The following is a 22,508-nucleotide window of genomic DNA, read 5'->3' as shown; positions in this document are numbered from 1 at the left end:
GACCTCGCTGCGTCTGCCTGGAGACGCGCCCCCGAAGTCGAACCGGCCACATGCGCGACCTCGTACAGGGTACTCGCCGGGCGCTCAGGGCACCACGAGTCGCGGATCACGACGCCGTGCGCACAGTGCCCAGCGCGGTGCCGCAGCGGAGGCTCGGGGGCGGCTCAGCGACTCCGGCGCACAAGGGTGGTGGTGAAGCCCTCCAGCGCGTCGCGCACTTCCCCTGCCGGCAGTTCTGCCAGGATCGCGATCGCTTCATCGGCTGTCCGGCCTGCGAGCTGCCTGGTCTCCTCGAGCGCGGGGTCGGCACGCAGCAGTGCGACCAGCTCGTCGAGGGAGGACTCCGAGCTCAGGTCGCCGTCGAGACGCTCGATGATCTCCAGGCTGTGCGCATCCGGATGCTCCGCGGCCCGGCGCCGCACCAGCAGCGTCGGCATCGTGGGAACACCCTCGCGCAGATCGATGCCAGGAGTCTTCCCGCTGGTGGCGGCGTCGCTCTCGAGGTCCAGGACATCGTCTGCGAGCTGGAACGCCACCCCTACCTTCTCCCCGTAGCGACGCATCACCTCCGCTGTCCCCTCCGGGGCGCCGGACAGCGTCGCACCGAGGCCACCGGCGAGAGCGAGGAGAGAGGCGGTCTTGTCCGAAAGGACGGAGACGTAGTGCGCGAAAGGGTCCTCGCCCGCCTTGGGACCGACGGTCTCGTGAAGCTGACCCAGGCAGAGTCGTTCGAAGGTCTCCGAATGGAGCCGAACCGCCTCGGACCCGATCCGGGCGCTGAGCCCGCTCGCACGAGCGAAGAGGAAGTCGCCGGTGAGGATGGCGACGTTGTTCCCCCACAGGGCGTGGGCGCTGTCGGTGCCGCGTCGGGTGGGAGCGGAATCCATGACGTCATCGTGATACAGGCTCGCCAGATGCGTCAGCTCGACCAGGACCGCCGCATCCTGAACACCTTCGGCATCGACGTCGCCCAAGGACGCGGCGAGCAGCACCAGCATCGGTCGCACGCGCTTGCCGCCGGCGTCCATGAGGTGCCGGCCCGTCCACCGCATCATGTCATCGGAACTGGACACCGAATCACGCAGGCGGTGCTCGATGGCTCCGAGGCGCTCGACGATGCGGTCGGCGAGGTCCTCGTCGATGTCGGGGACGCCCGGCAGCGTGGACGGCATGGCTCTCCTGGAACTCAGCGGGGCACCGACCAGGTGCGCCCGAGGCGTGGTCTGCGTACGGCACGGGGCGGAAGGCCGCTCCGGGATCCTCCGACACCGGCTCGCAAGGCGGGACGGATCCGACAGCTGAGTCTACCGGGAGGCGAATGCATCGTGAGGGCCGAGGGGCCCGAGGTGAGCGGAAAGACGCACCACCCGCACCGCCGGCTGCTCCGCACCGAGTGCGGACTCCCGCTGCCCCGTGCGGGCATGAAAACGGGCATGAAAAAAGGGAGTGGAGGAGGCGAACACCCCGCAGGGGTTCCAGCACTCCTCCACTCCCAGTGAAGATGTCCGGCGGCGACCTACTCTCCCACACCCTTCCGAGTGCAGTACCATCGGCGCAATCGAGCTTAGCTTCCGGGTTCGGAATGGAACCGGGCGTTTCCTCGACGCTATGACCGCCGTAACACGATGAGACCAACCAGCCCCCACACCCCACACACCCCACAAGGGAATGCCCGGGTTGTCGAGGTTGTTTCTCGAGAACCGCACAGTGGACGCAAACACACACAGTAAACAACAAGCACGAAGAAATGTTGTTGTAAGTCATCAGCCATTAGTACCAGTCAGCTCCACACATTGCTGTGCTTCCACATCTGGCCTATCAACCCAGTCATCTACTGGGGGCCTCTCACACCCAAAGGGTGTATGGATATCTCATCTCGAAGCAGGCTTCCCGCTTAGATGCTTTCAGCGGTTATCCCTTCCCGACGTAGCCAACCAGCCATGCCCTTGGCAGAACAACTGGCACACCAGAGGTCAGTCCATCCCGGTCCTCTCGTACTAGGGACAGGACTTCTCAAATATCCAACGCGCGCAGCGGATAGGGACCGAACTGTCTCACGACGTTCTAAACCCAGCTCGCGTACCGCTTTAATAGGCGAACAGCCTAACCCTTGGGACCAACTCCAGCCCCAGGATGCGACGAGCCGACATCGAGGTGCCAAACCATGCCGTCGATATGAGCTCTTGGGCAAGATCAGCCTGTTATCCCCGGGGTACCTTTTATCCGTTGAGCGACACCCATTCCACAATGAGGTGCCGGATCACTAGTTCCTGCTTTCGCACCTGCCCGACATGTCTGTCTCGCAGTCAAGCTCCCTTGTGCACTTACACTCAACACCTGATTGCCAACCAGGCTGAGGGAACCTTTGAGCGCCTCCGTTACTCTTTAGGAGGCAACCGCCCCAGTTAAACTACCCATCAGACACTGTCCCTGATCCGGATCACGGACCGAGGTTAGGAATCCAGAACGACCAGAGTGGTATTTCAACAATGACTCCACACTCACTAGCGTGAATGCTTCCCAGTCTCCCACCTATCCTACACAAGCCGTCCCGAACACCAATATCAAACTATAGTAAAGGTCCCGGGGTCTTTCCGTCCTGCTGCGCGTAACGAGCATCTTTACTCGTAATGCAATTTCGCCGAGTTCGCGGTTGAGACAGTGGAGAAGTCGTTACGCCATTCGTGCAGGTCGGAACTTACCCGACAAGGAATTTCGCTACCTTAGGATGGTTATAGTTACCACCGCCGTTTACTGGGGCTTAAATTCTCAGCTTCGAACTCCGAAGAGCTCTAACCGGTCCTCTTAACCTTCCAGCACCGGGCAGGCGTCAGTCCGTATACAGCGTCTTACGACTTCGCACGGACCTGTGTTTTTAGTAAACAGTCGCTTCTCCCTGGTCTCTGCGGCCCTCACCGCTCTCACGGTTCGGGCCCCCCTTCTCCCGAAGTTACGGGGGCATTTTGCCGAGTTCCTTAACCACGATTCTCTCGAACGCCTCGGTATTCTCTACCTGATCACCTGAGTCGGTTTAGGGTACGGGCGACCGTATTCGTCACGCCGGAACTTTTCTTGGCAGTACAGGATCACTCACCTACGCCCATACGGGATCCCCATCACGTCTCACCCTCATGGCCCCAGCATTACCCGGGGCCGGGCTGCACGCTTAGACGGACTATTCCATTAAGTCCGCGGAAGCTACCTCTCTGCGTCATTCCTCGCGCTGACCTACTACAACTTTGGTTCCCAGCCTCACCACTCTCCACACCCCGAAGGGTATGGGAACAGCTCGGGTGGTTAGCATCGACTGCCTCGGTATGGGTCCTCCTACGATCGGTTCGGGAATATCAACCCGATGTCCATCGACTACGCCTGTCGGCCTCGCCTTAGGTCCCGACTAACCCAGGGCGGATAAACCTGGCCCTGGAACCCTTGATCAATCGGCGGACGGGTTTCTCACCCGTCTTTCGCTACTCATGCCTGCATTCTCACTCGTACAGCCTCCACCACTGGGTTCCCCCGCAGCTTCGCTGGCTGTACGACGCTCCCCTACCCACCCAGACACTAAGGTCTGAGTGACACAGCTTCGGCGGTGTGCTTGAGCCCCGCTAAATTGTCGGCGCAGAATCACTTGACCAGTGAGCTATTACGCACTCTTTCAAGGGTGGCTGCTTCTAAGCCAACCTCCTGGTTGTCTCAGCAACTCCACATCCTTTTCCACTTAGCACACGCTTAGGGGCCTTAGCTGATGTTCTGGGCTGTTTCCCTCTCGACTATGAAGCTTATCCCCCACAGTCTCACTGCTGCGCTCTCACGTACCGGCATTCGGAGTTTGGCTAAGGTCAGTAACCCGGTGGGGCCCATCGCCTATCCAGTGCTCTACCTCCGGTACGAAACACGCAACGCTGCACCTAAATGCATTTCGGGGAGAACCAGCTATCACGAAGTTTGATTGGTCTTTCACCCCTATCCACAGGTCATCCCCTCCATTTTCAACTGAAGTGGGTTCGCGCCTCCACGCGGTCTTACCCGCGCTTCACACTGCCCATGGATAGATCACTTCGCTTCGGGTCTAGAGCCGGCGACTGAACGCCCCGTTCAGACTCGCTTTCGCTACGGCTACCCCACACGGGTTAACCTCGCCACCGACCACTAACTCGCAGGCTCATTCTTCAAAAGGCACGCCGTCACCCCAAAAGGCTCCGACGGATTGTAAGCGCACGGTTTCAGGTACTATTTCACTCCCCTCCCGGGGTGCTTTTCACCTTTCCCTCACGGTACTTGTCCGCTATCGGTCAAGAGGTAGTATTCAGGCTTACCAGGTGGTCCTGGCAGATTCACACCGGATTTCACGGGCCCGGTGCTACTCGGGAACAGCATCACGCCATGCAGCAGTTTCGTCTACGGGGGTCACACCCTCTACGCCATCGCACTCAACACGACTTCGACTACCACTGCACGTCCACGCCGAACCGCCGGCAGACAGTTCTGATACGTCCCACAACCCCCAACCTGCAACCCCTGCCGGGTATCACACAGACCAGGTTTAGCCTCCTCCGCTTTCGCTCGCCACTACTCACGGAATCACTATTGTTTTCTCTTCCTGCGGGTACTGAGATGTTTCACTTCCCCGCGTTCCCTCCACACCACCTATACATTCAGTGATGGGTACCACGACATGACTCGTGGTGGGTTTCCCCATTCGGACATCCTCGGATCACAGCTAGGTTGTCAACTCCCCGAGGCTTAACGCAGACTCCCACGTCCTTCGTCGGCTCCTCTTGCCAAGGCATCCACCGTGCGCCCTTTAAAACTTACGGCAACACAAAGACTCTTCGCGCTCTACAAATATTGCTTACAAGATGCTCGCGTCCACTATGCAGTTCTCAAAAAACAACCCCACACCCACACCACCCCGCCATAGCGGCAGCGATGCAAGGGAGGACCAGCCACACACCCCAGAAAAGACCCACCCGAAGGTAGGCCTCGTCGGGGCCGCGTGCAGCCTCACAACCCAATAGCGTGTCTCCACCTCGAACCAGTCACACCACTCGTTCCAGACCCGAAGGCCGTACTGGAGCCGGTATCACCAGCGAAGTGCCCATTCATTGATGTTCCACCCTTGAGCAACCATCCCCACCACACTCGGGTGAGAAAATGGCCACCATAATTGGTGATGCTCCTTAGAAAGGAGGTGATCCAGCCGCACCTTCCGGTACGGCTACCTTGTTACGACTTAGTCCCAATCACCGATCCCACCTTCGACAGCTCCCTCACGAGGATGGGCCACTGGCTTCGGGTGTTACCGACTTTCGTGACTTGACGGGCGGTGTGTACAAGGCCCGGGAACGTATTCACCGCAGCGTTGCTGATCTGCGATTACTAGCGACTCCGACTTCATGGGGTCGAGTTGCAGACCCCAATCCGAACTGAGGCCGGCTTTTTGGGATTCGCTCCACCTCACAGTTTCGCAACCCATTGTACCGACCATTGTAGCATGCTTGAAGCCCAAGACATAAGGGGCATGATGATTTGACGTCGTCCCCACCTTCCTCCGAGTTGACCCCGGCAGTCTCCTATGAGTCCCCACCATCACGTGCTGGCAACATAGAACAAGGGTTGCGCTCGTTGCGGGACTTAACCCAACATCTCACGACACGAGCTGACGACAACCATGCACCACCTGTGCACCAGTCCGAAGAAAACCCCATCTCTGGAGTCGTCCGGTGCATGTCAAGCCTTGGTAAGGTTCTTCGCGTTGCATCGAATTAATCAGCATGCTCCGCCGCTTGTGCGGGCCCCCGTCAATTCCTTTGAGTTTTAGCCTTGCGGCCGTACTCCCCAGGCGGGGCACTTAATGCGTTAGCTACGACGCGGAGAACGTGGAATGTCCCCCACATCTAGTGCCCAACGTTTACGGCATGGACTACCAGGGTATCTAATCCTGTTCGCTACCCATGCTTTCGCTCCTCAGTGTCAGTAATGGCCCAGAGACCTGCCTTCGCCATCGGTGTTCTTCCTGATATCTGCGCATTTCACCGCTACACCAGGAGTTCCAGTCTCCCCTACCACACTCTAGCCTGCCCGTACCCACCGCACGCCCGAGGTTGAGCCTCGGGTTTTCACGGCAGACGCGACAAGCCACCTACGAGCTCTTTACGCCCAATAATTCCGGACAACGCTTGCGCCCTACGTATTACCGCGGCTGCTGGCACGTAGTTAGCCGGCGCTTCTTCTGCAGGTACCGTCACTTTCGCTTCTTCCCTACTGAAAGGGGTTTACAACCCGAAGGCCGTCATCCCCCACGCGGCGTCGCTGCATCAGGCTTTCGCCCATTGTGCAATATTCCCCACTGCTGCCTCCCGTAGGAGTCTGGGCCGTGTCTCAGTCCCAGTGTGGCCGGTCGCCCTCTCAGGCCGGCTACCCGTCATCGCCTTGGTGAGCCATTACCTCACCAACAAACTGATAGGCCGCGAGTCCATCCTTCACCGATAAATCTTTCCAGCACCCGCCATGCGGCAGGAACTCATATCCGGTATTAGCCACGATTTCCCGAGGTTATCCCGAAGTGAAGGGCAGGTTACTCACGTGTTACTCACCCGTTCGCCACTAATCAGACAGGGCAAGCCCCGTCGTCATCGTTCGACTTGCATGTGTTAAGCACGCCGCCAGCGTTCGTCCTGAGCCAGGATCAAACTCTCCATGAAAAAACATGAAAAACAATATCCTGACAAAATAACCAAACAACCAGCAAATTAAACTGCTGTATCATCCGTATACTTGCCATTCAAACAAATGGCATCAATAAACAGACACGCTATTGAGATATCAAGCAACACGCGCACATCCATCTCGTCCCGCTGCTGCGGTTCGAGTCAGAGGCTCGGAGTGCCGGGGGAAGGATTCCTCCGACGAATTTTTGCTTCGTCGTCCCGGCGCGAATCACCACTCTAGCAGTGTTTCGCGGCCCAGTCCAACTCCGCGGGGCGTGTCCCCGGTCTCGTTCGGATCGGCGTGCGATCCTCCCGGCGACCTGGTCACCCGCGCCGTCCCGGTCTCCCGATCCAGCGGCCCTCAGCCGTCCCGCTCCGCGTCGTTCCGTCCGCTCTCCGTGAGGAGGCTTCCGGCCCGCCGTGTCTGCGTTCTCGCTGCTGACAAGAAAGAACATTACGGGTCGCCCGGGGGTCCGTCAAGCCGGCCGATTCGCCCGTCGACCACCTCCCTGCAAGTGTATTCGTGCAGGTCAGCGGCGCTTTCCTGGTCCGCGGAAAGCGCTCGCGCGCCACGATGTGACCCACGTCTGAGAGGGGGGTCACCGACCCTTATCGTCGACTTGACAGTTTCGGTGGCGGTCCCGTAGCTCCGCCGGCTCCGTTGCTCGGTCATCATCCTCCGGCCCGGATGCGTCACCGGTGCGTGGTGCGCTCGGAATGCTCCTCGAGAACGGGACGAGCCCCGGATGACGTCAGGTGGACGTCTCCCGGGGCTCGTGCGTCGGCGCGGTGGCCGGCCTGCGAACTATCGCTGGGCGAGGCGGATCATCGCCGCGTTCTTGCGACCGCGACGCAGCAGCAGATGCCCGCCCGGCAGAGCTGTCAGGTCACCTGCTTCGCTCTGCAGGTCCTCGGAACTGATCTTCTCGCCATTGACGGAGAGCCCTCCGCCGTCAGCATCCCGACGCGCCGCGCCCTTGGAGGCGGCGATCCCCGCTTCGAGGAATGCCTCCACCAGTGGGGTGGTGGGCGAGATCGTGGCCCCGGGCAGTTCGCGCGCGATCGCCTGCAGCGTCGGGCCGTCGAGCTCGCGCACGTCTCCGCGGCCGAAGAGCACCGCAGCCGCGGCCTTCGCCTGGGACGTCGCCTGCTCACCATGGACCATCGTGGTGAGGTCGTCGGCGAGCAGCTTCTGCGCGGTGCGCTGATGCGAGGACTCCGCGGTGACGTGCTCCAGCTCCGCGATCTCCTCGCGGGTGCGGAACGTGAAGTACTTCAGGTAGTTCACCACGTCCGCATCGGCCGCATTGAGCCAGAACTGATGGAAGGCGTACGGGCTGGTGAGCTCGGCGTCCAGCCAGACGGCCCCGCCCTCGCTCTTGCCGAACTTCGAGCCGTCCGCCTTGGTGACCAGGGGCGTGGTCAATGCATGGGCGTCATGGCCCTCGACCTTGTGGATCAGGTCGACTCCCGCGAGGAGGTTCCCCCACTGATCGTTCCCGCCGTACTGGAGGGACACCCCGTGCCGGCGGTGCAGCTCGAGGTAGTCGATGCCCTGGAGCACCTGGTAGCTGAACTCGGTGTAGCTGATCCCCTCATCGCTCTGCAGTCGCCGCGCCACGGTGTCCTTGGCGAGCATGGTGCCCATGCGGAAGTGCTTGCCCATGTCACGCAGGAAGTCCAGAGCACTCATCTGCCCGATCCAGTCGAGGTTGTTCACCATCGTCACGGCGAACTCGCCCTCGAGGTCGAGGAACCGGGAGATCTGCCCGCGCAGGCTGTCCACCCATTGCCCGACGATCTCGGAGTCGTTGAGCACCCGCTCGCCGGACATCCGAGGATCGCCGATCAGACCGGTCGCTCCGCCCACCAGAGCGTAGGGATGGTGGCCGGCCAGCTGCAGGCGGCGCATGGTGAGCACCTGCGTCAGGTGGCCGACGTGGAGCGATGCCGCCGTCGGGTCGAAACCGCAATACAGGCTGACCGGTCCGTCCGCCAGAGCGCTGCCGAGCGCCTCGCGCCCGGTGGTCTGCACGACGAGTCCTCGCCAGGCGAGCTCGTCCAGGACGGAATGCATCGTTCGGTTCCTCTCGGTGGGGCACGGGACACCCGTGTGCGGGGCCCGACGGTCATCATCCCATCTCCCGGCGGCGGGGCGTGGCTCCGGCCCTGACCCGGCCCGAGCCGGCGGGCCGAACGCCGGGCCCGGTCCGGGGCCGGTGCGGGTCAGCGGTCGCGGGTGAAGCGACGCAGGGCAGCGGCTGCCGCGTCCGCGGCGTCCTCCTGCTCCGCGACGCGCACCGGTGCGGTGCCGCCCTTGGCGTCCCGGGAGGCGATCGAGCCGTCCACCGAGAGCACGGAGCGGACGGACCCGTCGAGATGCTCGGAGACCGAGGTCAGCTCCTCATCGGTGAGATCCCACAGCTCCTTGCCCTGCTCCTCGGCGACCTTGACGCAGGCCCCGGAGATCTCGTGCGCCGAGCGGAAGGGCACCCCGCGACGCACCAGGTGATCCGCGATGTCCGTGGCGAGCGAGAAGCCCTGTGGGGCGAGCTCGGCCATGCGCTCGGTGTGGAACACCAGCGTCGCCATCATCCCGGTGAAGGCCGGCAGCACCAGATCGAGCGAGTCGACCTGGTCGAAGACCGGTTCCTTGTCCTCCTGCAGGTCGCGGTTGTACGCCAGCGGCAGCGCCTTGAGCGTGGTCAGCAGGCCCACGAGGTCACCGACCACCCGGCCGGCCTTGCCGCGGGCGAGCTCGGCGATGTCCGGGTTCTTCTTCTGCGGCATGATCGAGGAGCCGGTGGAGTAGGCGTCATCCAGGGTGATGAACGAGAACTCCTTGGTGTTCCACAGGATGATCTCCTCGGCGAGACGCGACAGATCGATCCCGATCATCGCCAGGACGAAGGAGAACTCGGCGGTGAGGTCGCGGGAGGCGGTCCCGTCGATCGAGTTCCACACCGAGTCCGAGAAGCCCAGCTCCGCCGCGACCGCCTGGGGGTCCAGGCCCAGGCTGGAGCCGGCCAGCGCGCCGGAGCCGTACGGGGAGCTGTCGGCCCGCTCGTCCAGATCCCGCAGCCGCTCCACGTCCCGCAGCAGCGGCCAGGCATGGGCCAGCAGGTGGTGGCTGAGCAGCAGCGGCTGGGCGTGCTGGAGGTGGGTGCGGCCGGGCATCGGGGCGCCGTGCACCTCCCGGGCCCGTCCCACCAGCACGTCGACCAGATCGAGCACCTGGTCGCCGATCGCGCGGGCCTGATCGCGGAGGAACAGCCGGATCAGGGTGGCGATCTGGTCGTTGCGCGAACGGCCGGCGCGCAGTTTGCCGCCGAGCTCCGTGCCGGCCCGCTCGATGAGGCCGCGCTCGAGGGCCGTGTGCACATCCTCGTCCTCGGGCGCGGCGGCGAAGGTGCCGGAGGCAACATCTGTGGAGAGCCGGTCCAGCGCGTCCTGCATGGCGGTGAGCTCGTCATCGCTCAGCAGTCCGGCGGCGTGCAGCACGTTCGCGTGGGCCTTGGAGCCCCGCAGGTCGTACTGCGCCAGGCGCCAGTCGAAGTGCGTGGACACCGACAATGCGGCCAGGGCCGCCGCCGGGCCGGAGCCGAAGCGTCCGCCCCACAGGGAGGCGTTCTCCGTCGCGGCCGACGGATCGGCGGCGGTTGCCGGGCCCGAGCCGGCCGCCGACCCCGCACCGTCCGCGGCGGCCGACGACCCGGTCGGCGCGGTGCCGTCCTGGCTCATGCCCGCCCCTCGCCGGCGTCGAGGTCCTCGCCGTTGCCGAAGGCGACGTCGCGTGCCGCGGCCTGCTTGGCGGCCAGGCCGTAGATGTCGATGAAGCCGCGGGCGCTGCCCTGGTCGAAGGTGTCGCCCTCGTCGTAGGTGGCGAGGTGGAAGTCGTACAGGCCGGTCTCGGTGCGGCGGCCGGTGACGGTCGCGCGGCCGCCGTGGAGGGTCATGCGGATGTCGCCGCTGACGTAGCGCTGGGTGTCCGCGATGAAGGCGTCCAGGGACTTCTTCAACGGCGAGAACCACTGGCCGTCGTAGACCAGGTCGGTCCAGCGGTCGCTGACGGTCCGCTTGAAGCGGGCCTGCTCGCGTTCGAGGGTGACGCGCTCGAGCTCCTGGTGGGCGGTGATCAGCGTCATCGCGCCGGGAGCCTCGTAGACCTCGCGGGACTTGATGCCCACCAGGCGGTCCTCGACGATGTCGATGCGGCCGATGCCCTGGGCGCCGGCGCGGCGGTTGAGCTCCTGGATCGCCTCGAGCGCGGACACCTTGCGACCATCGATGGCGACCGGGATGCCGCGTTCGAAGGAGATGACGACCTCGTCGGCGACCGGCGGGAAGGCGGGGTCGTCGGTGTAGCTGAAGACGTCCTTGGTGGGCTCGTTCCAGATGTCCTCGAGGAAGCCGGTCTCGATGGCGCGGCCCCAGACGTTCTGGTCGATCGAGAAGGGGTTGTGCTTGGTGGTCTCGATCGGCAGGCCCTTGCGCTCGGCGTACTCGATGGCCTTGTCACGGGTCAGGGCGAGGTCGCGCACCGGGGCGATGCACTTGAGCTCGGGGGCCAGCGAGGTGATCGAGACCTCGAAGCGGACCTGGTCGTTGCCCTTGCCGGTGCAGCCGTGGGCGACCGTGGTGGCGCCGAACTTCTTGGCGGCCTTGACCAGGTGCTTGGTGATCACCGGGCGGGAGATCGCGGAGACGTTCGGGTAGGCGTCCATGTACAGCGAGTTCGCCTGCAGCGCGGCCATGCAGTACTCGTCGGCGAACTCGTCGCGGGCGTCGGCGACGTAGGCCTCGACGGCGCCGCAGTCCAGGGCGCGCTGGCGGATGACCTCCAGGTCCTCGCCGCCCTGGCCGACGTCCACCGCGCAGGCGATGACGTCGGCCCCGGTGGCGTCGTGGATCCAGCCGATGGCGACGGAGGTGTCGAGGCCGCCGGAGTAGGCGAGGACGATCTTTTCAGTCACGGGAGTTGCTCCTAGTCGTGGGTGGTGCAGTCGTACGGGGTGAGGTCGTGGGTGGTGCGGGGTGTCGGTCAGGGGTGTCGAGGGCGCCGTGCGCCCGAGGTTCACAGGGGTGGGGCGTCCTGCTCGGAGGCATATCGTCGGCCGTCCGCGAGGTCGAGCAGGCGCTCGGCGAGCCGGTCACCTCCGGCGGGGTCCCGGGAGACCAGCAGCACGGTGTCGTCCCCGGCGATCGTACCGAGGACGTCGGGCATGACGGACCGGTCCAGCGCGGAGGCGAGATACTGCGCACCGCCGGGCGGGGTGCGCACCACCACCAGGTTGCCGCTGGCCTCGGCCGAGACCAGCAGTCCTTCCGCCAGGCGCGGCAGTCGCGCCTCGAGCAGCTCGCTCTCGGGCGCCGGACCGGCCGGCCGCGGGGACCCGCCCTCCGGCGGGAGCCGGTAGACGAGGCTGCCGGCCGAGCCGCGGACCTTCTCCGCCTGCAGCTCGACCAGGTCCCGTGACAGCGTGGCCTGGGTGACCTCGATGCCCTCGGCGGTCAGCAGCTGCGCGAGCTGGGACTGGGAGGACACCTCCTGGTGGGTCAGCAGCTGGACGATCCGCTGCTGGCGGGAGGTCTTGGTCTGCGGCAGGGCGCCGCGCCGTAGGTCGCTCATCGCCGCTCCCGCGCCGGCAGCGCATGGGACGCCGTGGCCTCGTCGGGGTGCTCGAGCAGCCAGGCCAGCAGGGCCTTCTGGGCGTGCAGGCGGTTCTCCGCCTCGTCCCAGACCACGGAGGCCGGGCCGTCGATCACGGAGGCGGCGACCTCCTTGCCGCGGTAGGCGGGCAGGCAGTGCAGGAAGAGACCGCCGGAGAGCCCCATCAGCTCCTCGGTGACCTGGAACGGGGCGAAGGTCGCCTCGCCGCGACCGGCCTCGCCCTCCTGTCCCATGGAGACCCAGGTGTCGGTGAGCACGGCGGAGGCACCGGTGACCGCCTCGCGGGGATCCGTGGTGACGGTGATGGAGCCGCCGGTCGCGGCGGCGATCTCCTCGGCGCGCGCCCGGATATCGGGGTCCGGCAGGTGGCTGGCGGGGGCGGCGATCCGCACGTCCATGCCGGCGGTCGCCCCGCCGAGGAGGTAGGAGTGGGCCATGTTGTTCGCGCCGTCGCCGAGGTAGGCCAGGGAGCGACCGGCCAGTGCGGCGTCGCCCGCTGCCAGTCCCCCGGTGTGCTGGGCGATCGTCTGCAGGTCCGCGAGGATCTGGCAGGGGTGGAACTCGTCGGTCAGGGCGTTGATGACCGGGACGGTGGCGACCGCGGCCATCTCCTCGATGCGCTCCTGCCCGAAGGTGCGCCACACGATCGCGGAGACCATCCGGGTGAGCACCTGCGTGGTGTCGGTGATGGACTCGCCACGGCCCAGCTGGCTGGACCCGGCCTCCACCACCAGCGGAGCGCCGCCGAGCTCGGCGACGCCGGTCGTGAAGGAGATCCGGGTGCGGGTGGAGGACTTGTCGAAGATGATCGCGACGGTGCGCGGCCCCGCCAGGGGGCGCCGGGCGAAGCGGTCGCCGGCGAGCTCGAGGGCGAGGGCGAGGACCTCCTTCTGCTCGGCCGGGCTCAGGTCGTCGTCGCGCAGGAAATGGCGGGGCATCTCAGTGCTCTCCCTTCGGGATCGAGGCAGCGGTGGCGGCATCCGACGCGCTGACGGCATCGAGCAGGCCGGGCAGGGCGGCGGTGAACGTCGCGAGCTGCTGGTCGGTGATGATCAGCGGCGGGGCCAGGCGCAGGGTGGACTCATCGGGCGCGTTGACGATGAAGCCCGCCGCGAGCGCGGCGGCGGCGAGCTGCTTCGCGATCGGTGCGCGCAGGGCGATGCCGAGCAGCAGGCCGGCTCCGCGCACCCCCTCGATCAGCGGGTGCTCCAGGGCGAGGATCTCGCGGGTCAGCTGCGCGCCGACGGAGCGGACGTGCCCGAGCAGGTCGTCCTCCAGGATCGTGCCGAGCACGGCCAGGCCGGCGGCGGAGGCCAGCGGGTTGCCGCCGAAGGTGGTGCCGTGCTGGCCGGGCTGGAGCAGTTCGTGCACCTGGGGGCCGAAGCTGATCACGGCTCCGATCGGGAAGCCGCCGCCGAGGCCCTTGGCGAGGGTCATGACGTCGGGCTGGAGGTCCTCGATCGCCTGGTGGGCGAACCAGTGACCGGTGCGGCCCACGCCCGTCTGCACCTCGTCGAGGATCAGCAGGGTGCCGTGCTCCCGGGTGAGGCGGCGCAGAGCGCGGAGGTACTCGGCGCTCAGCGGGCGCACCCCGGCCTCGCCCTGGATGGGTTCGGCGAACACGGCGGCGACGTCCCCGGGGGCGAGGGCGGCGGCGAGGGCCTGCTCGTCCCCGGCGTCGAGGAACTCGACCCCGCCGGGCAGCGGCTCGAACGGGGCGCGGTAGGCCTCCTTCGAGGTGAGCGCGAGCGCGCCCATGGTGCGGCCATGGAAGGAGCTGGTCAGCGCGAGGATGCGGGGCCGACCGGTGCGGCGGGCGATCTTGAAGGCGGCCTCGTTCGCCTCGGAGCCCGAGTTCGCGAAGAACACCCCGGAGCCCTGCGGCGCCTGCGCGAGCTCGAGCAGCTTCTCGGCGAGCTCGATCTGCGGGGCGGAGGCGAAGAAGTTCGAGACGTGGCCGAGGGTCTCGGCCTGCTTGGTGATCGCGGACAGCAGCGCCGGGTGGGCATGGCCGAGGGCGTTCACGGCGATCCCGGCGAGCAGGTCGAGGTACCGGGTCCCCTCGGTGTCCCACACGTGCACGCCCTCGCCCCGGGCGAGGACCCTCTGCGGGGTGCCGAAGACCGGCAGCAGCGCTCGGTCGTAGCGTCCGGCGTAGTCGCCGCTCGTCCCCTCCGACGGGATGGTCTGCTCAGACATAGTCGTCCCTCCTCACCATGGTGCCCACGCCCTTGGTCGTGAACACCTCCAGCAGCACGGCGTGCTCGATGCGGCCGTCGATCATCGCGGCGGTGCGCACTCCGGCGTCGACCGCGCCCAGCAGCGCCTCGGCCTTCGGGATCATCCCGGCGGTCAGCGCGGGCAGCATCGCCCGCAGCTCGGTCGCAGAGATCTCGGGGATCAGCGATCCCCGATCGGGCCACTCGCGGTACAGGCCCTCGACGTCGGTGAGCATCACGAGCTTCTCCGCGTCGAGCCCTTCGGCGAGCGCGGCGGCGGCGAGGTCCGCGTTGATGTTCAGCACCTCCCCGGTGGGATGCCCGGTGGCGTCCACCTCGGGGGCGATCGAGGAGATCACGGGGATCCGGCCCGCCTCGAGCAGGTCGCTGATGGCGGTGATGTTGACGTCCTCGACGGCACCGACGTGGCCGAGGTCCACGTCCTCGCCATCGACCACGGTGCCGCGGCGGGTGGCGGTGAACAGTCGGCCGTCCTCCCCGGACATCCCGATCGCGAAGGGGCCGTGGTGGTTGACGAGCCCGACGAGCCGGCGACCCACCTGTCCCACCAGCACCATGCGGGCGATCTCCATGGTCTCGGAGTCGGTGACGCGCAGGCCGCCGCGGAACGTCGACTCCTTGCCGACGCGCTCGAGCATGGCATTGATCTGCGGCCCGCCGCCGTGGACGACGACCACGTGGATGCCGGCCAGGCGCATGAAGACGACGTCGGCGGCGAAGCCGCGGCGCAGCTCCTCGTCGACCATGGCGTTGCCGCCGTACTTGACCACCACGATCTTTCCGCGGAAGCGCTGCATCCAGGGCATCGCCTCGATGAGGACCTCGGACTTCTCGCGCGCCTCGGTGCGGGCGGCGTCGAGCTGCGCGAGGGGGTTCTTGCCCACCAGCGGAGCGTCCGCCGGGGCGATGCCGGCGGCGGGATCGGCCGCGTCCGCGGAGGTGGCCGCGGCGGGGTCGGGAGGGGTCGGGGCGGTGCTCATGAGGAGTAGGCGCTGTTCTCTTCGACGTAGTCATGGGTGAGGTCATTGGTCCAGATGTCCCCGGTGGCGATGCCCGCGCCGAGGTCCACCTCGATGAGGGTCTCGCGCGGGGTCATGTCCACCTCGGAGCGGTCGCGGTGGGCTCCCCCGCCGCGGCACACCTCGACACCGTTGACGGTGACGGAGAGGTCCTGGACCGCGAAGGGGGCGACGGCCTCGGGGACGCAGCCGGCGGCGGCGACGATCCGGCCCCAGTTGGGGTCGTTGCCGAAGATGGCGGCCTTGACCAGGTTCGAACGGGCGATCTCGCGGGCCACGGCGAGCGCGGCCTGCTCGCTGCTCGCGGCGCGCACGATCACGTGGACGTCGTGGCCGGCGCCCTCGGCATCGGCGACCAGCTGCCGGGCCAGGTCCGCGCTGACGGCCCGCACGGCCTCGGTGAGCTCCTCGAGGGGGGCCGCGATGCCGCTCGCCCCGGAGGCCAGCAGGATCACGGTGTCGTTGGTGGACATGCAGGCGTCGGAGTCCACCCGGTCGAAGGTGGTGGCGGTGGCCGCCCGCAGCGCGGCGTCGGCGGTGGCGGCGTCCACGTCCGCATCGGTGGTGAGCACCACCAGCATGGTCGCGAGCTGGGGGGCGAGCATGCCCGCGCCCTTCGCGATCCCGCCCACGACGACACCGGATCCCGTGGTGGCCGCGGCGGTCTTGGGGACGGTGTCGGTGGTCATGATCGCCCGCGCAGCGGACTCGTCGGCGTGCTCGCCGGCATCCAGCTGTCCGGTCGCGGCGGTGATGCCCCTCAGCAGCGGCTCCATCGGCAGCCGCTCCCCGATCAGCCCGGTCGAGCAGACCAGCACGTCCTGGGCGGAGATCTCCAGCTGCGCGGCGAGGTGCTCGGCGGTGCGGTGGGTGTCGGCGAAGCCCTCGGGGCCGGTGCAGGCGTTGGCGCCGCCGGAGTTCAGCACCACTGTGCGGGCACGGCCATCGGCGACCGCCTCGCGGGACCACAGCACGGGCGCCGCCTGGACGCGATTGGCGGTGAAGACCGCGGCGGCGGTGTCACGGGGACCGTCGTTGACGATGAGGGCGAGGTCCGCGCTGCCGGAGGACTTGATGCCGGCGGGCAGGCCGACGGCGCGGAAGCCGCGGGGGCGGGTGATCGACACGGGTGCTCCTGGAAGAGGTGTGGTCGCGGGATGCGGAAGCAGGGGGAGGCTCGTCGGACGGCGCCGGACGCCTCCGGCGAAACGGTCTCAGGGGGCCAGGGCGGTGCGGGTCAGTCCCGTGGCCTCGGGCAGGCCGAGCGCCAGGTTCAGGGACTGGATCGCCGCGCCGGCGGTGCCCTTGACCAGGTTGTCCAGGGCCGAGATCACTGTGGCCTGACCGCTGCGGCGGTCCACCACGGCCCCGATGCGGAGCGTGTTCGCGCCGGCGACCTCACCGGTGGAGGGGAAGACACCCTCGGGCAGCACGGTGATGAAGTGCTCCTCGGCGTAGTCCGCCTGCAGGGCCGCGAGGAGATCGGCGGTGGAGGTGCCCTCGGCCACCGGCGCCGTGCACACGGCGAGGATCCCCCGGCTCATCGGCACCAGCACGGGGGTGAAGGCGAGGCGCTGGCCGTCCCTCCCGGTGGCGCGGCGCAGGTTCTGCAGCACCTCGGGGACGTGGCGGTGGCTGCCGCCCACGGCGTAGGGTGCCGCGCTGCCGTGGGCCTCGCTGAACATCAGGTGCTGCTTGGCGGCGCGACCGGCGCCGGAGTATCCGACGGGGAGCACGGCGCTCAGCCGCTCGGCGTCGAGCAGTCCGGCCCGCAGCAGGGGCGCGAGGGCGAGGGAGACGGCGGTGGCGTTGCAGCCGGGCACCGCGATCTCGCGGGCCCCGACCAGGTGGTCGCGCTGGCGGGTGCCGTCGGCCAGCGGCAGCTCGGGCATGCCGTAGGTCCAGGTGCCGGAGTGCTCGCTGCCGTAGTAGTCGCTCCACTCCTGGGCGCTCTCCAGGCGGTGGTCGGCCCCGAGGTCGAGCACCAGCACGTCCGGGTCCTCGGCGCGCAGCGCGGCGGCGATCTGCCCGGACTGGCCATGGGGCAGGGCGAGCACGACCACGTCGTGACCGCGCAGGGTGTCCACGCCGGTCTCGACCAGCACCGGGTCGTGGCCGAGGTCGAGGTGCGGGGCGACCTCGGAGAGATGCCTGCCGGCGCTCGAGTGCGCGGCGACGGTCGCGACCTCGAGGCCCGGATGCCCGGCGAGCAGGCGCAGCGTCTCTCCCCCGGCGTACCCGGAGGCGCCGACGACGGCGATGCGAGGACGGCGCGCGGCACCGCCCGCAGGGGTCGCGGGAGCCTCGCTGGACAGGGGCGCGTCGCCCGGAGTGGAAGCCATGCCGGAAGTATATACAACCAACTGCATGATCAGCCACTCGGGATGCCCTCGATCGACGTCACGACAAAGACACGACGAGATGGCATTGACGCGAGATCCCCTGGAGCGGTTAAGCTCTGGTTCACCGGTTAAGTAGCGTGCTTCACACATCCCATGATCCCGAGGCTCGGCAGTGCCACTGGCGGCACACGACAGGAGAAGCAGTGACCACGAGTGCGACATCGACGTCGCCGGCGAGCGCAGCGCCCGCCCTCGACGAGACACCATCCCGCGGGCGACGCCGCGTCCCCCCGAACCTGATCTTCCTGGCCAAGCGAGCCGTGACCTACCTGGCGGTGTTCCTGGTATCGGTGGTGCTGAACTTCGTGCTGCCGCGCCTGATGCCCAACGACCCCGCCCAGTCGATGATCCGCGACATCTACGACAAGACGGGCCAGCGCCCGTCCGAGTACCAGATGTCGATCATCCACAACATGTACGGGGACCCCAACGCCTCGATCTGGGAGCAGTTCTGGAACTACCTCGTCCAGCTCGCGCACCTGGACCTGGGACGCTCGATCATGTACTACCCGATGAAGGTCACGGACCTCATCGTGCAGGCCCTGCCGTGGACCGTGTACCTGGGCCTGGTCTCGACCCTGCTGGGCTGGCTCATCGGCACCTACCTCGGGGCGCGGCTGGGCTGGCGGCCGGGCCGGCTGCTGGACACCATCGTCACTCCGTTCGCGATGTTCTTCTCCTCGATCCCGCCGTTCTGGCTGGGCCTGCTGCTGGTCTGGTACCTGTCGTACTCGAAGGGCCTGTTCCCGGCACAGGGCGCGGTGAACCAACGGGTCCGCCCCGCCGAGCTGACGAATCTCGACTGGGTCCTGAGCATCGCCTACCACTCGCTCCTGCCGCTGGTCTGCCTGATCGTGGTCGGCTTCACCGGCTGGCTGTTCAGCATGCGCAACATGATGATCACCACCGTCAATGAGGACTACGTCCACCTGGCCCGCGCCAAGGGGCTCACCCCCGAACGCGTGCGCAACGCCTACGCCGCCCGCAACGCGCTGCTGCCCAACGTCACGGGCCTGGCGATGTCGATGGGCGGGGTGCTGATGGCGGTCGTGCTGGCCGAGGCCGTGTTCATCTACCCCGGCCTGGGCGGCCTGATCGGGGCCTCGACCGCGGTGCGCGACTACCCGCTGATGCAGGCGCTGCTCCTGATCGTCATCGTGCTCAGCCTGATCTTCAACTTCATCGCGGACAGCGTGTACGTGCTGCTGGATCCGCGCACCCGGGAAGGGAGCTGAGATGCTGCGACGATTCCTCGGAAACCCGAAGGTCGGCATCGGCCTGGCCATCATCGGCCTGTTCACCCTGGTCGCGCTTCTGGGCAAGCCCTTCGCCGCCGAGATCATGGGCCGCACCCCGCAGTCGATCTTCCCGGAGGCGATGGGAGCCTCGCCGAGCTGGACCCATCCGCTGGGCACCACGTCCTCCGGACAGGACGTGTTCACCTGGATGCTCTACGGCACCTACAACTCGATGTTCGTGGGCTTCGCGTCCGCGATCATCGCCTCTGCGATCGGGATCGCCATGGGCACCGCCGCCGGATTCCTGGGCGGCGCCGTGGACCGTCTGCTCAACGGCATCATCCTGATCTTCCAGAACCTTCCCTCCTTCCCGGTCCTGATCATCGCGGCGACCTTCTGGCGCGAGATGCCGCTGCTCGTGGTGTCGGTGCTGATCGGGCTGTTCGAATGGACCGGCGGCGCCCGCCGCATCCGCGCCCAGGCGCTGAGCCTGCGCGGCCGCGACTTCACCACCGCCCTGCGCACGATCGGCGAGTCCAAGCTCCGGATCGTCTTCGTGGAGGTCATGCCGCATCTCTTCGGGATCCTCTCCCCCATCTTCCTCACGCTCATCGCCGCCGGCGTGGGCATGCAGGCCTCGATGGCGATGCTCGGCATCGGCAACGCCGCAGAACCCAGCTGGGGGCTCATCATCAACTACGCCTTCGGCATGAACGCCCTGTTCCGCGGGATGTGGTGGTGGTTCGTACCTCCGGGGCTGTGCCTGGCGCTGCTGGGCTTCGCCACCACGATGGTCAACTTCGGCCTGGATGAGATCACCAACCCGACCCTCAGCACGAGGCGGATGACGCTGATGCGCAGGTTCCTCAAGCAGAACCGTCGGATCACCCCGCGCGCCGACGCCTCGACCACTCCGACGGGAGCCGTCTCATGACCACCGCGACCACGCACACCGCCGACCAGGACGCCCGCACCGTCGCCGAGGCCCCGCTGGTCCCGGTGGAGACCACGCAGCAGATCATCGAGCGCCTCGAGGGCTCACCGCTGCTGCTCGAGGCGGAAGGGCTCGACGTCACCTACGTCGTCGAGGAGGGCGAGGTCCCGGCCTGCCGCGACATCGACATCCAGCTCCGCCGCGGAGAGATCCTCGGCATCGCCGGCGAATCCGCCTCGGGGAAGTCCACCCTCCTCAATGCGCTCTCCCGGCTGCAGCGGCCCCCGGCGGTCACGAGCGCCGGCTCGGTGCGCTTCCATCCCGACGGCGGCGACCCCGTGGACCTCACCGCGCTCAGCGAGGACCAGCTGCGTCGCTACCGCTGGGACTCCCTCTCGATCGTCATGCAGTCCGCGATGGCGTCTTTGAACCCGGTGCTCCGCCTGGAGACCCAGTTCATCGACGTGATCATGGAGCACGACCGCTCGATGACCAAGGCCTCCGCCCGGGCTCGCGCCGGTGAGCTGCTCGAGATGGTGGGCATCCCCTCCGGCCGGCTGCGCTCGTACTCCTACCAGCTCTCCGGGGGCATGCAGCAGCGCGCCCTGATCGCCCTCTCGCTGGCCTCGAATCCCGAGGTCGTCTTCATGGACGAGCCGACCACCGCCGTGGACGTCGTGATGCAGCGGCAGATCCTCACCCAGATCCTCCAGCTCCAGGCGACCCTCGGCTTCGCGATCGTGTTCGTGACCCACGACCTCTCCCTGCTGCTGGAGATCTCCGACCGGATCACGATCATGTACGGCGGGCGCATCGTCGAGGTGGGGATGCCCGAGCAGCTGTACTCGGCGGCGCAGCACCCCTACACCCGCGGACTGCGCGCCGCCTTCCCGCCCCTGTCCGAGCCGGTGCGTCGGCTGCGGGGGATCCCGGGGAACCCGCCGGACCTGCTGGATCTGCCCACCGGATGCTCCTTCGCCCCCCGGTGTCCGCTCGTGATGGACCGCTGCCGCACCGAACGACCGGAGCTGGTGAGCACGGCGACCGGCGTCGTGGCCTGCCATCGTGCCGGCGAGGGCGTGGACGAGGTGCTGCCGGACGCCGCTGCGACCGGGGCGACGCGGAGCGCCGCCGAGACGTCCGCCTCCGCGAGGGCGACCACCGAGCACCAGACCCCCACCCCGACGGAGGATGAGCGATGAGCATCGCGAGCCCGAGATCCCGATCGACTCCGACGACGCCGGAGGGCGCCGGCCACCCGGTCTTCGAGGCCCACGACCTGTCGGTGCACTTCCGTGTCGACAGTCCCGAGGGCAAGGTCACCGTCCGTGCCCTGGACGGGATCGATTTCACCCTCCGCGAGGGTGAGATCGCCGCGCTGGTGGGCGAATCCGGGTCGGGGAAGACCACCCTGGCCCGCGTGTTCTCCCTGATCCACGCACCGACAGGGGGTGACGTGCGGGTCGGCGGCGTGCCGCTGAAGAAGGCTGCGAAGGACGAGCGGCGCTACTACCGCGACGTGCAGCTGATCTTCCAGGATCCCTTCGCGTCGCTGAACGCGCTGAAGAAGATCCGCCACATCGTGGAGCGCCCGGTGCGGATCCACCGCCTCGCCGCCGGTCGCCGGGCGATCGCCGAGAAGGTGACCGAACTGCTGGAGCGGGTGAACCTCACCCCGGCCTCGCGCTACATCGACCGCTATCCGACCGACCTCTCCGGCGGGCAGCGTCAGAGGGTGGCGATCGCGAAGTCCCTCGCGGTCAACCCCAAGGTGCTGCTGGCCGACGAACCCACGTCGATGCTCGACGCCTCGATCCGCCTGGAGGTGCTGAACCTGCTCTCCGACCTGCGGGAGAGCGAGGGCCTCGCCGTCCTCTACATCACCCACGACATCGCCAGCGCCCGCTATGTCTCGGATCGGATCCATGTCATGTACGGCGGCCGGATCATCGAATCCGGGCCGACCGAGCAGATCGTCTCCGACCCCGTGCACCCGTACACGCGCCTGCTCATCGATTCCGCGCCGGATCCCGCGCACTTCAAGGGATCGGGACATTCCGCAGCGCTGAGGAGCTCGACGGCCGCTCCGGTGGACAACTCGATCGAGGTGGTCGGCTGTCGCTTCGCGAATCGCTGCCCGCTGGTCCGCCCCGAGTGCACGAGCGCACCGATCCCCCGCTCCTTCGGACCGGACGGCCGCGACGTGCTGTGCGTCCTGGCCGATGAGCGCCCCGACTTCACCTGCCCGACCCCCACCCCCGCCGCAGATGCGGCACGTTGAGAAGGAACGA

At 67.1% G+C, this 22,508-nt stretch carries 14 protein-coding genes and 3 rRNA genes; 4 read left to right on the top strand and 13 right to left on the bottom strand.

Going from position 1 to position 22,508, the window contains the following annotated elements; translation table 11 throughout:
- Window positions 1-164: 164 nt before the first annotated feature.
- The 13 genes from CFK38_RS08120 to argC form a co-directional block, all read right to left on the bottom strand.
- Window positions 165-1,172 (bottom strand): polyprenyl synthetase family protein, encoded by a 1,008-nt coding sequence (locus tag CFK38_RS08120; protein ID WP_096802627.1) that lies wholly within the window; start codon window positions 1,170-1,172, stop codon window positions 165-167.
- 331 nt (window positions 1,173-1,503) lie between these two features.
- A 5S ribosomal RNA gene (gene rrf, locus CFK38_RS08115) occupies window positions 1,504-1,620 on the bottom strand.
- A gap of 131 nt (window positions 1,621-1,751) precedes the next feature.
- Window positions 1,752-4,820: ribosomal RNA gene (locus CFK38_RS08110) — 23S ribosomal RNA — on the bottom strand.
- 367 nt (window positions 4,821-5,187) lie between these two features.
- Window positions 5,188-6,707, bottom strand: a 16S ribosomal RNA gene (locus tag CFK38_RS08105).
- The 16S, 23S and 5S rRNA genes sit together here, the layout of an rRNA operon.
- An 811-nt stretch (window positions 6,708-7,518) precedes the next feature.
- Window positions 7,519-8,790 (bottom strand): tyrosine--tRNA ligase, encoded by a 1,272-nt coding sequence (tyrS, locus tag CFK38_RS08100; protein ID WP_096802626.1) that lies wholly within the window; start codon window positions 8,788-8,790, stop codon window positions 7,519-7,521.
- A 149-nt stretch (window positions 8,791-8,939) separates the two neighbouring features.
- The gene (argH, locus tag CFK38_RS08095; protein WP_096802625.1) at window positions 8,940-10,454 is read right to left on the bottom strand and encodes an argininosuccinate lyase; all 1,515 of its coding nucleotides are present in this window, start codon (window positions 10,452-10,454) and stop codon (window positions 8,940-8,942) included.
- Window positions 10,451-11,686 carry an argininosuccinate synthase gene (locus CFK38_RS08090; protein ID WP_096802624.1) on the bottom strand — a complete coding sequence of 412 codons (1,236 nt, stop codon included), beginning with the start codon at window positions 11,684-11,686 and terminating at the stop codon, window positions 10,451-10,453. The genes argH and CFK38_RS08090 overlap by 4 nt, the downstream gene beginning before the upstream one ends.
- 101 nt (window positions 11,687-11,787) lie before the next feature.
- Entirely contained in the window at window positions 11,788-12,342 is a 555-nt protein-coding gene (locus CFK38_RS08085; RefSeq protein ID WP_096802623.1) for an arginine repressor, read from the bottom strand.
- Window positions 12,339-13,322, bottom strand: a complete 984-nt coding sequence (gene argF / locus CFK38_RS08080) for an ornithine carbamoyltransferase (RefSeq protein WP_096802622.1) — start codon at window positions 13,320-13,322, stop codon at window positions 12,339-12,341. The genes CFK38_RS08085 and argF overlap by 4 nt, the downstream gene beginning before the upstream one ends.
- Window position 13,323: 1 nt before the next feature.
- Window positions 13,324-14,583, bottom strand: a complete 1,260-nt coding sequence (locus CFK38_RS08075; protein WP_096802621.1) for an acetylornithine transaminase — start codon at window positions 14,581-14,583, stop codon at window positions 13,324-13,326.
- Window positions 14,576-15,604 (bottom strand): acetylglutamate kinase, encoded by a 1,029-nt coding sequence (argB, locus tag CFK38_RS08070; protein WP_096802620.1) that lies wholly within the window; start codon window positions 15,602-15,604, stop codon window positions 14,576-14,578. Before argB ends, CFK38_RS08075 begins: the two co-directional genes overlap by 8 nt.
- On the bottom strand, window positions 15,601-16,770 hold the full coding sequence (gene argJ, locus CFK38_RS08065; protein WP_096802619.1) for a bifunctional glutamate N-acetyltransferase/amino-acid acetyltransferase ArgJ: 1,170 nt from the start codon (window positions 16,768-16,770) through the stop codon (window positions 15,601-15,603). The genes argB and argJ overlap by 4 nt, the downstream gene beginning before the upstream one ends.
- An 87-nt stretch (window positions 16,771-16,857) precedes the next feature.
- The gene (argC, locus tag CFK38_RS08060) at window positions 16,858-17,985 is read right to left on the bottom strand and encodes an N-acetyl-gamma-glutamyl-phosphate reductase (protein WP_157773414.1); all 1,128 of its coding nucleotides are present in this window, start codon (window positions 17,983-17,985) and stop codon (window positions 16,858-16,860) included.
- A 203-nt stretch (window positions 17,986-18,188) separates the two neighbouring features.
- Between argC and CFK38_RS08055 the strand changes: the two genes are divergently transcribed.
- Genes CFK38_RS08055 through CFK38_RS08040 form a run of 4 tightly spaced genes read left to right on the top strand, consistent with a single transcriptional unit; the run spans window position 18,189 to window position 22,498 of the window.
- Window positions 18,189-19,280, top strand: coding sequence for an ABC transporter permease (locus tag CFK38_RS08055; protein WP_096802617.1), 1,092 nt, complete (start codon window positions 18,189-18,191; stop codon window positions 19,278-19,280).
- Between the two features lies 1 nt (window position 19,281).
- The gene (locus CFK38_RS08050) at window positions 19,282-20,217 is read left to right on the top strand and encodes an ABC transporter permease (protein WP_096802616.1); all 936 of its coding nucleotides are present in this window, start codon (window positions 19,282-19,284) and stop codon (window positions 20,215-20,217) included.
- Window positions 20,214-21,419 carry an ABC transporter ATP-binding protein gene (locus CFK38_RS08045; RefSeq protein WP_096802615.1) on the top strand — a complete coding sequence of 402 codons (1,206 nt, stop codon included), beginning with the start codon at window positions 20,214-20,216 and terminating at the stop codon, window positions 21,417-21,419. The genes CFK38_RS08050 and CFK38_RS08045 overlap by 4 nt, the downstream gene beginning before the upstream one ends.
- Window positions 21,416-22,498, top strand: a complete 1,083-nt coding sequence (locus tag CFK38_RS08040) for an ABC transporter ATP-binding protein (protein WP_096802614.1) — start codon at window positions 21,416-21,418, stop codon at window positions 22,496-22,498. The genes CFK38_RS08045 and CFK38_RS08040 overlap by 4 nt, the downstream gene beginning before the upstream one ends.
- Window positions 22,499-22,508: the final 10 nt, after the last annotated feature.

This window comes from Brachybacterium vulturis (genome assembly GCF_002407185.1).
Lineage (GTDB): Bacteria > Actinomycetota > Actinomycetes > Actinomycetales > Dermabacteraceae > Brachybacterium > Brachybacterium vulturis.
The sequence above is the reverse complement of the archived record's forward strand: the minus strand, read 5'-3'. Positions and strand labels throughout refer to the sequence as shown.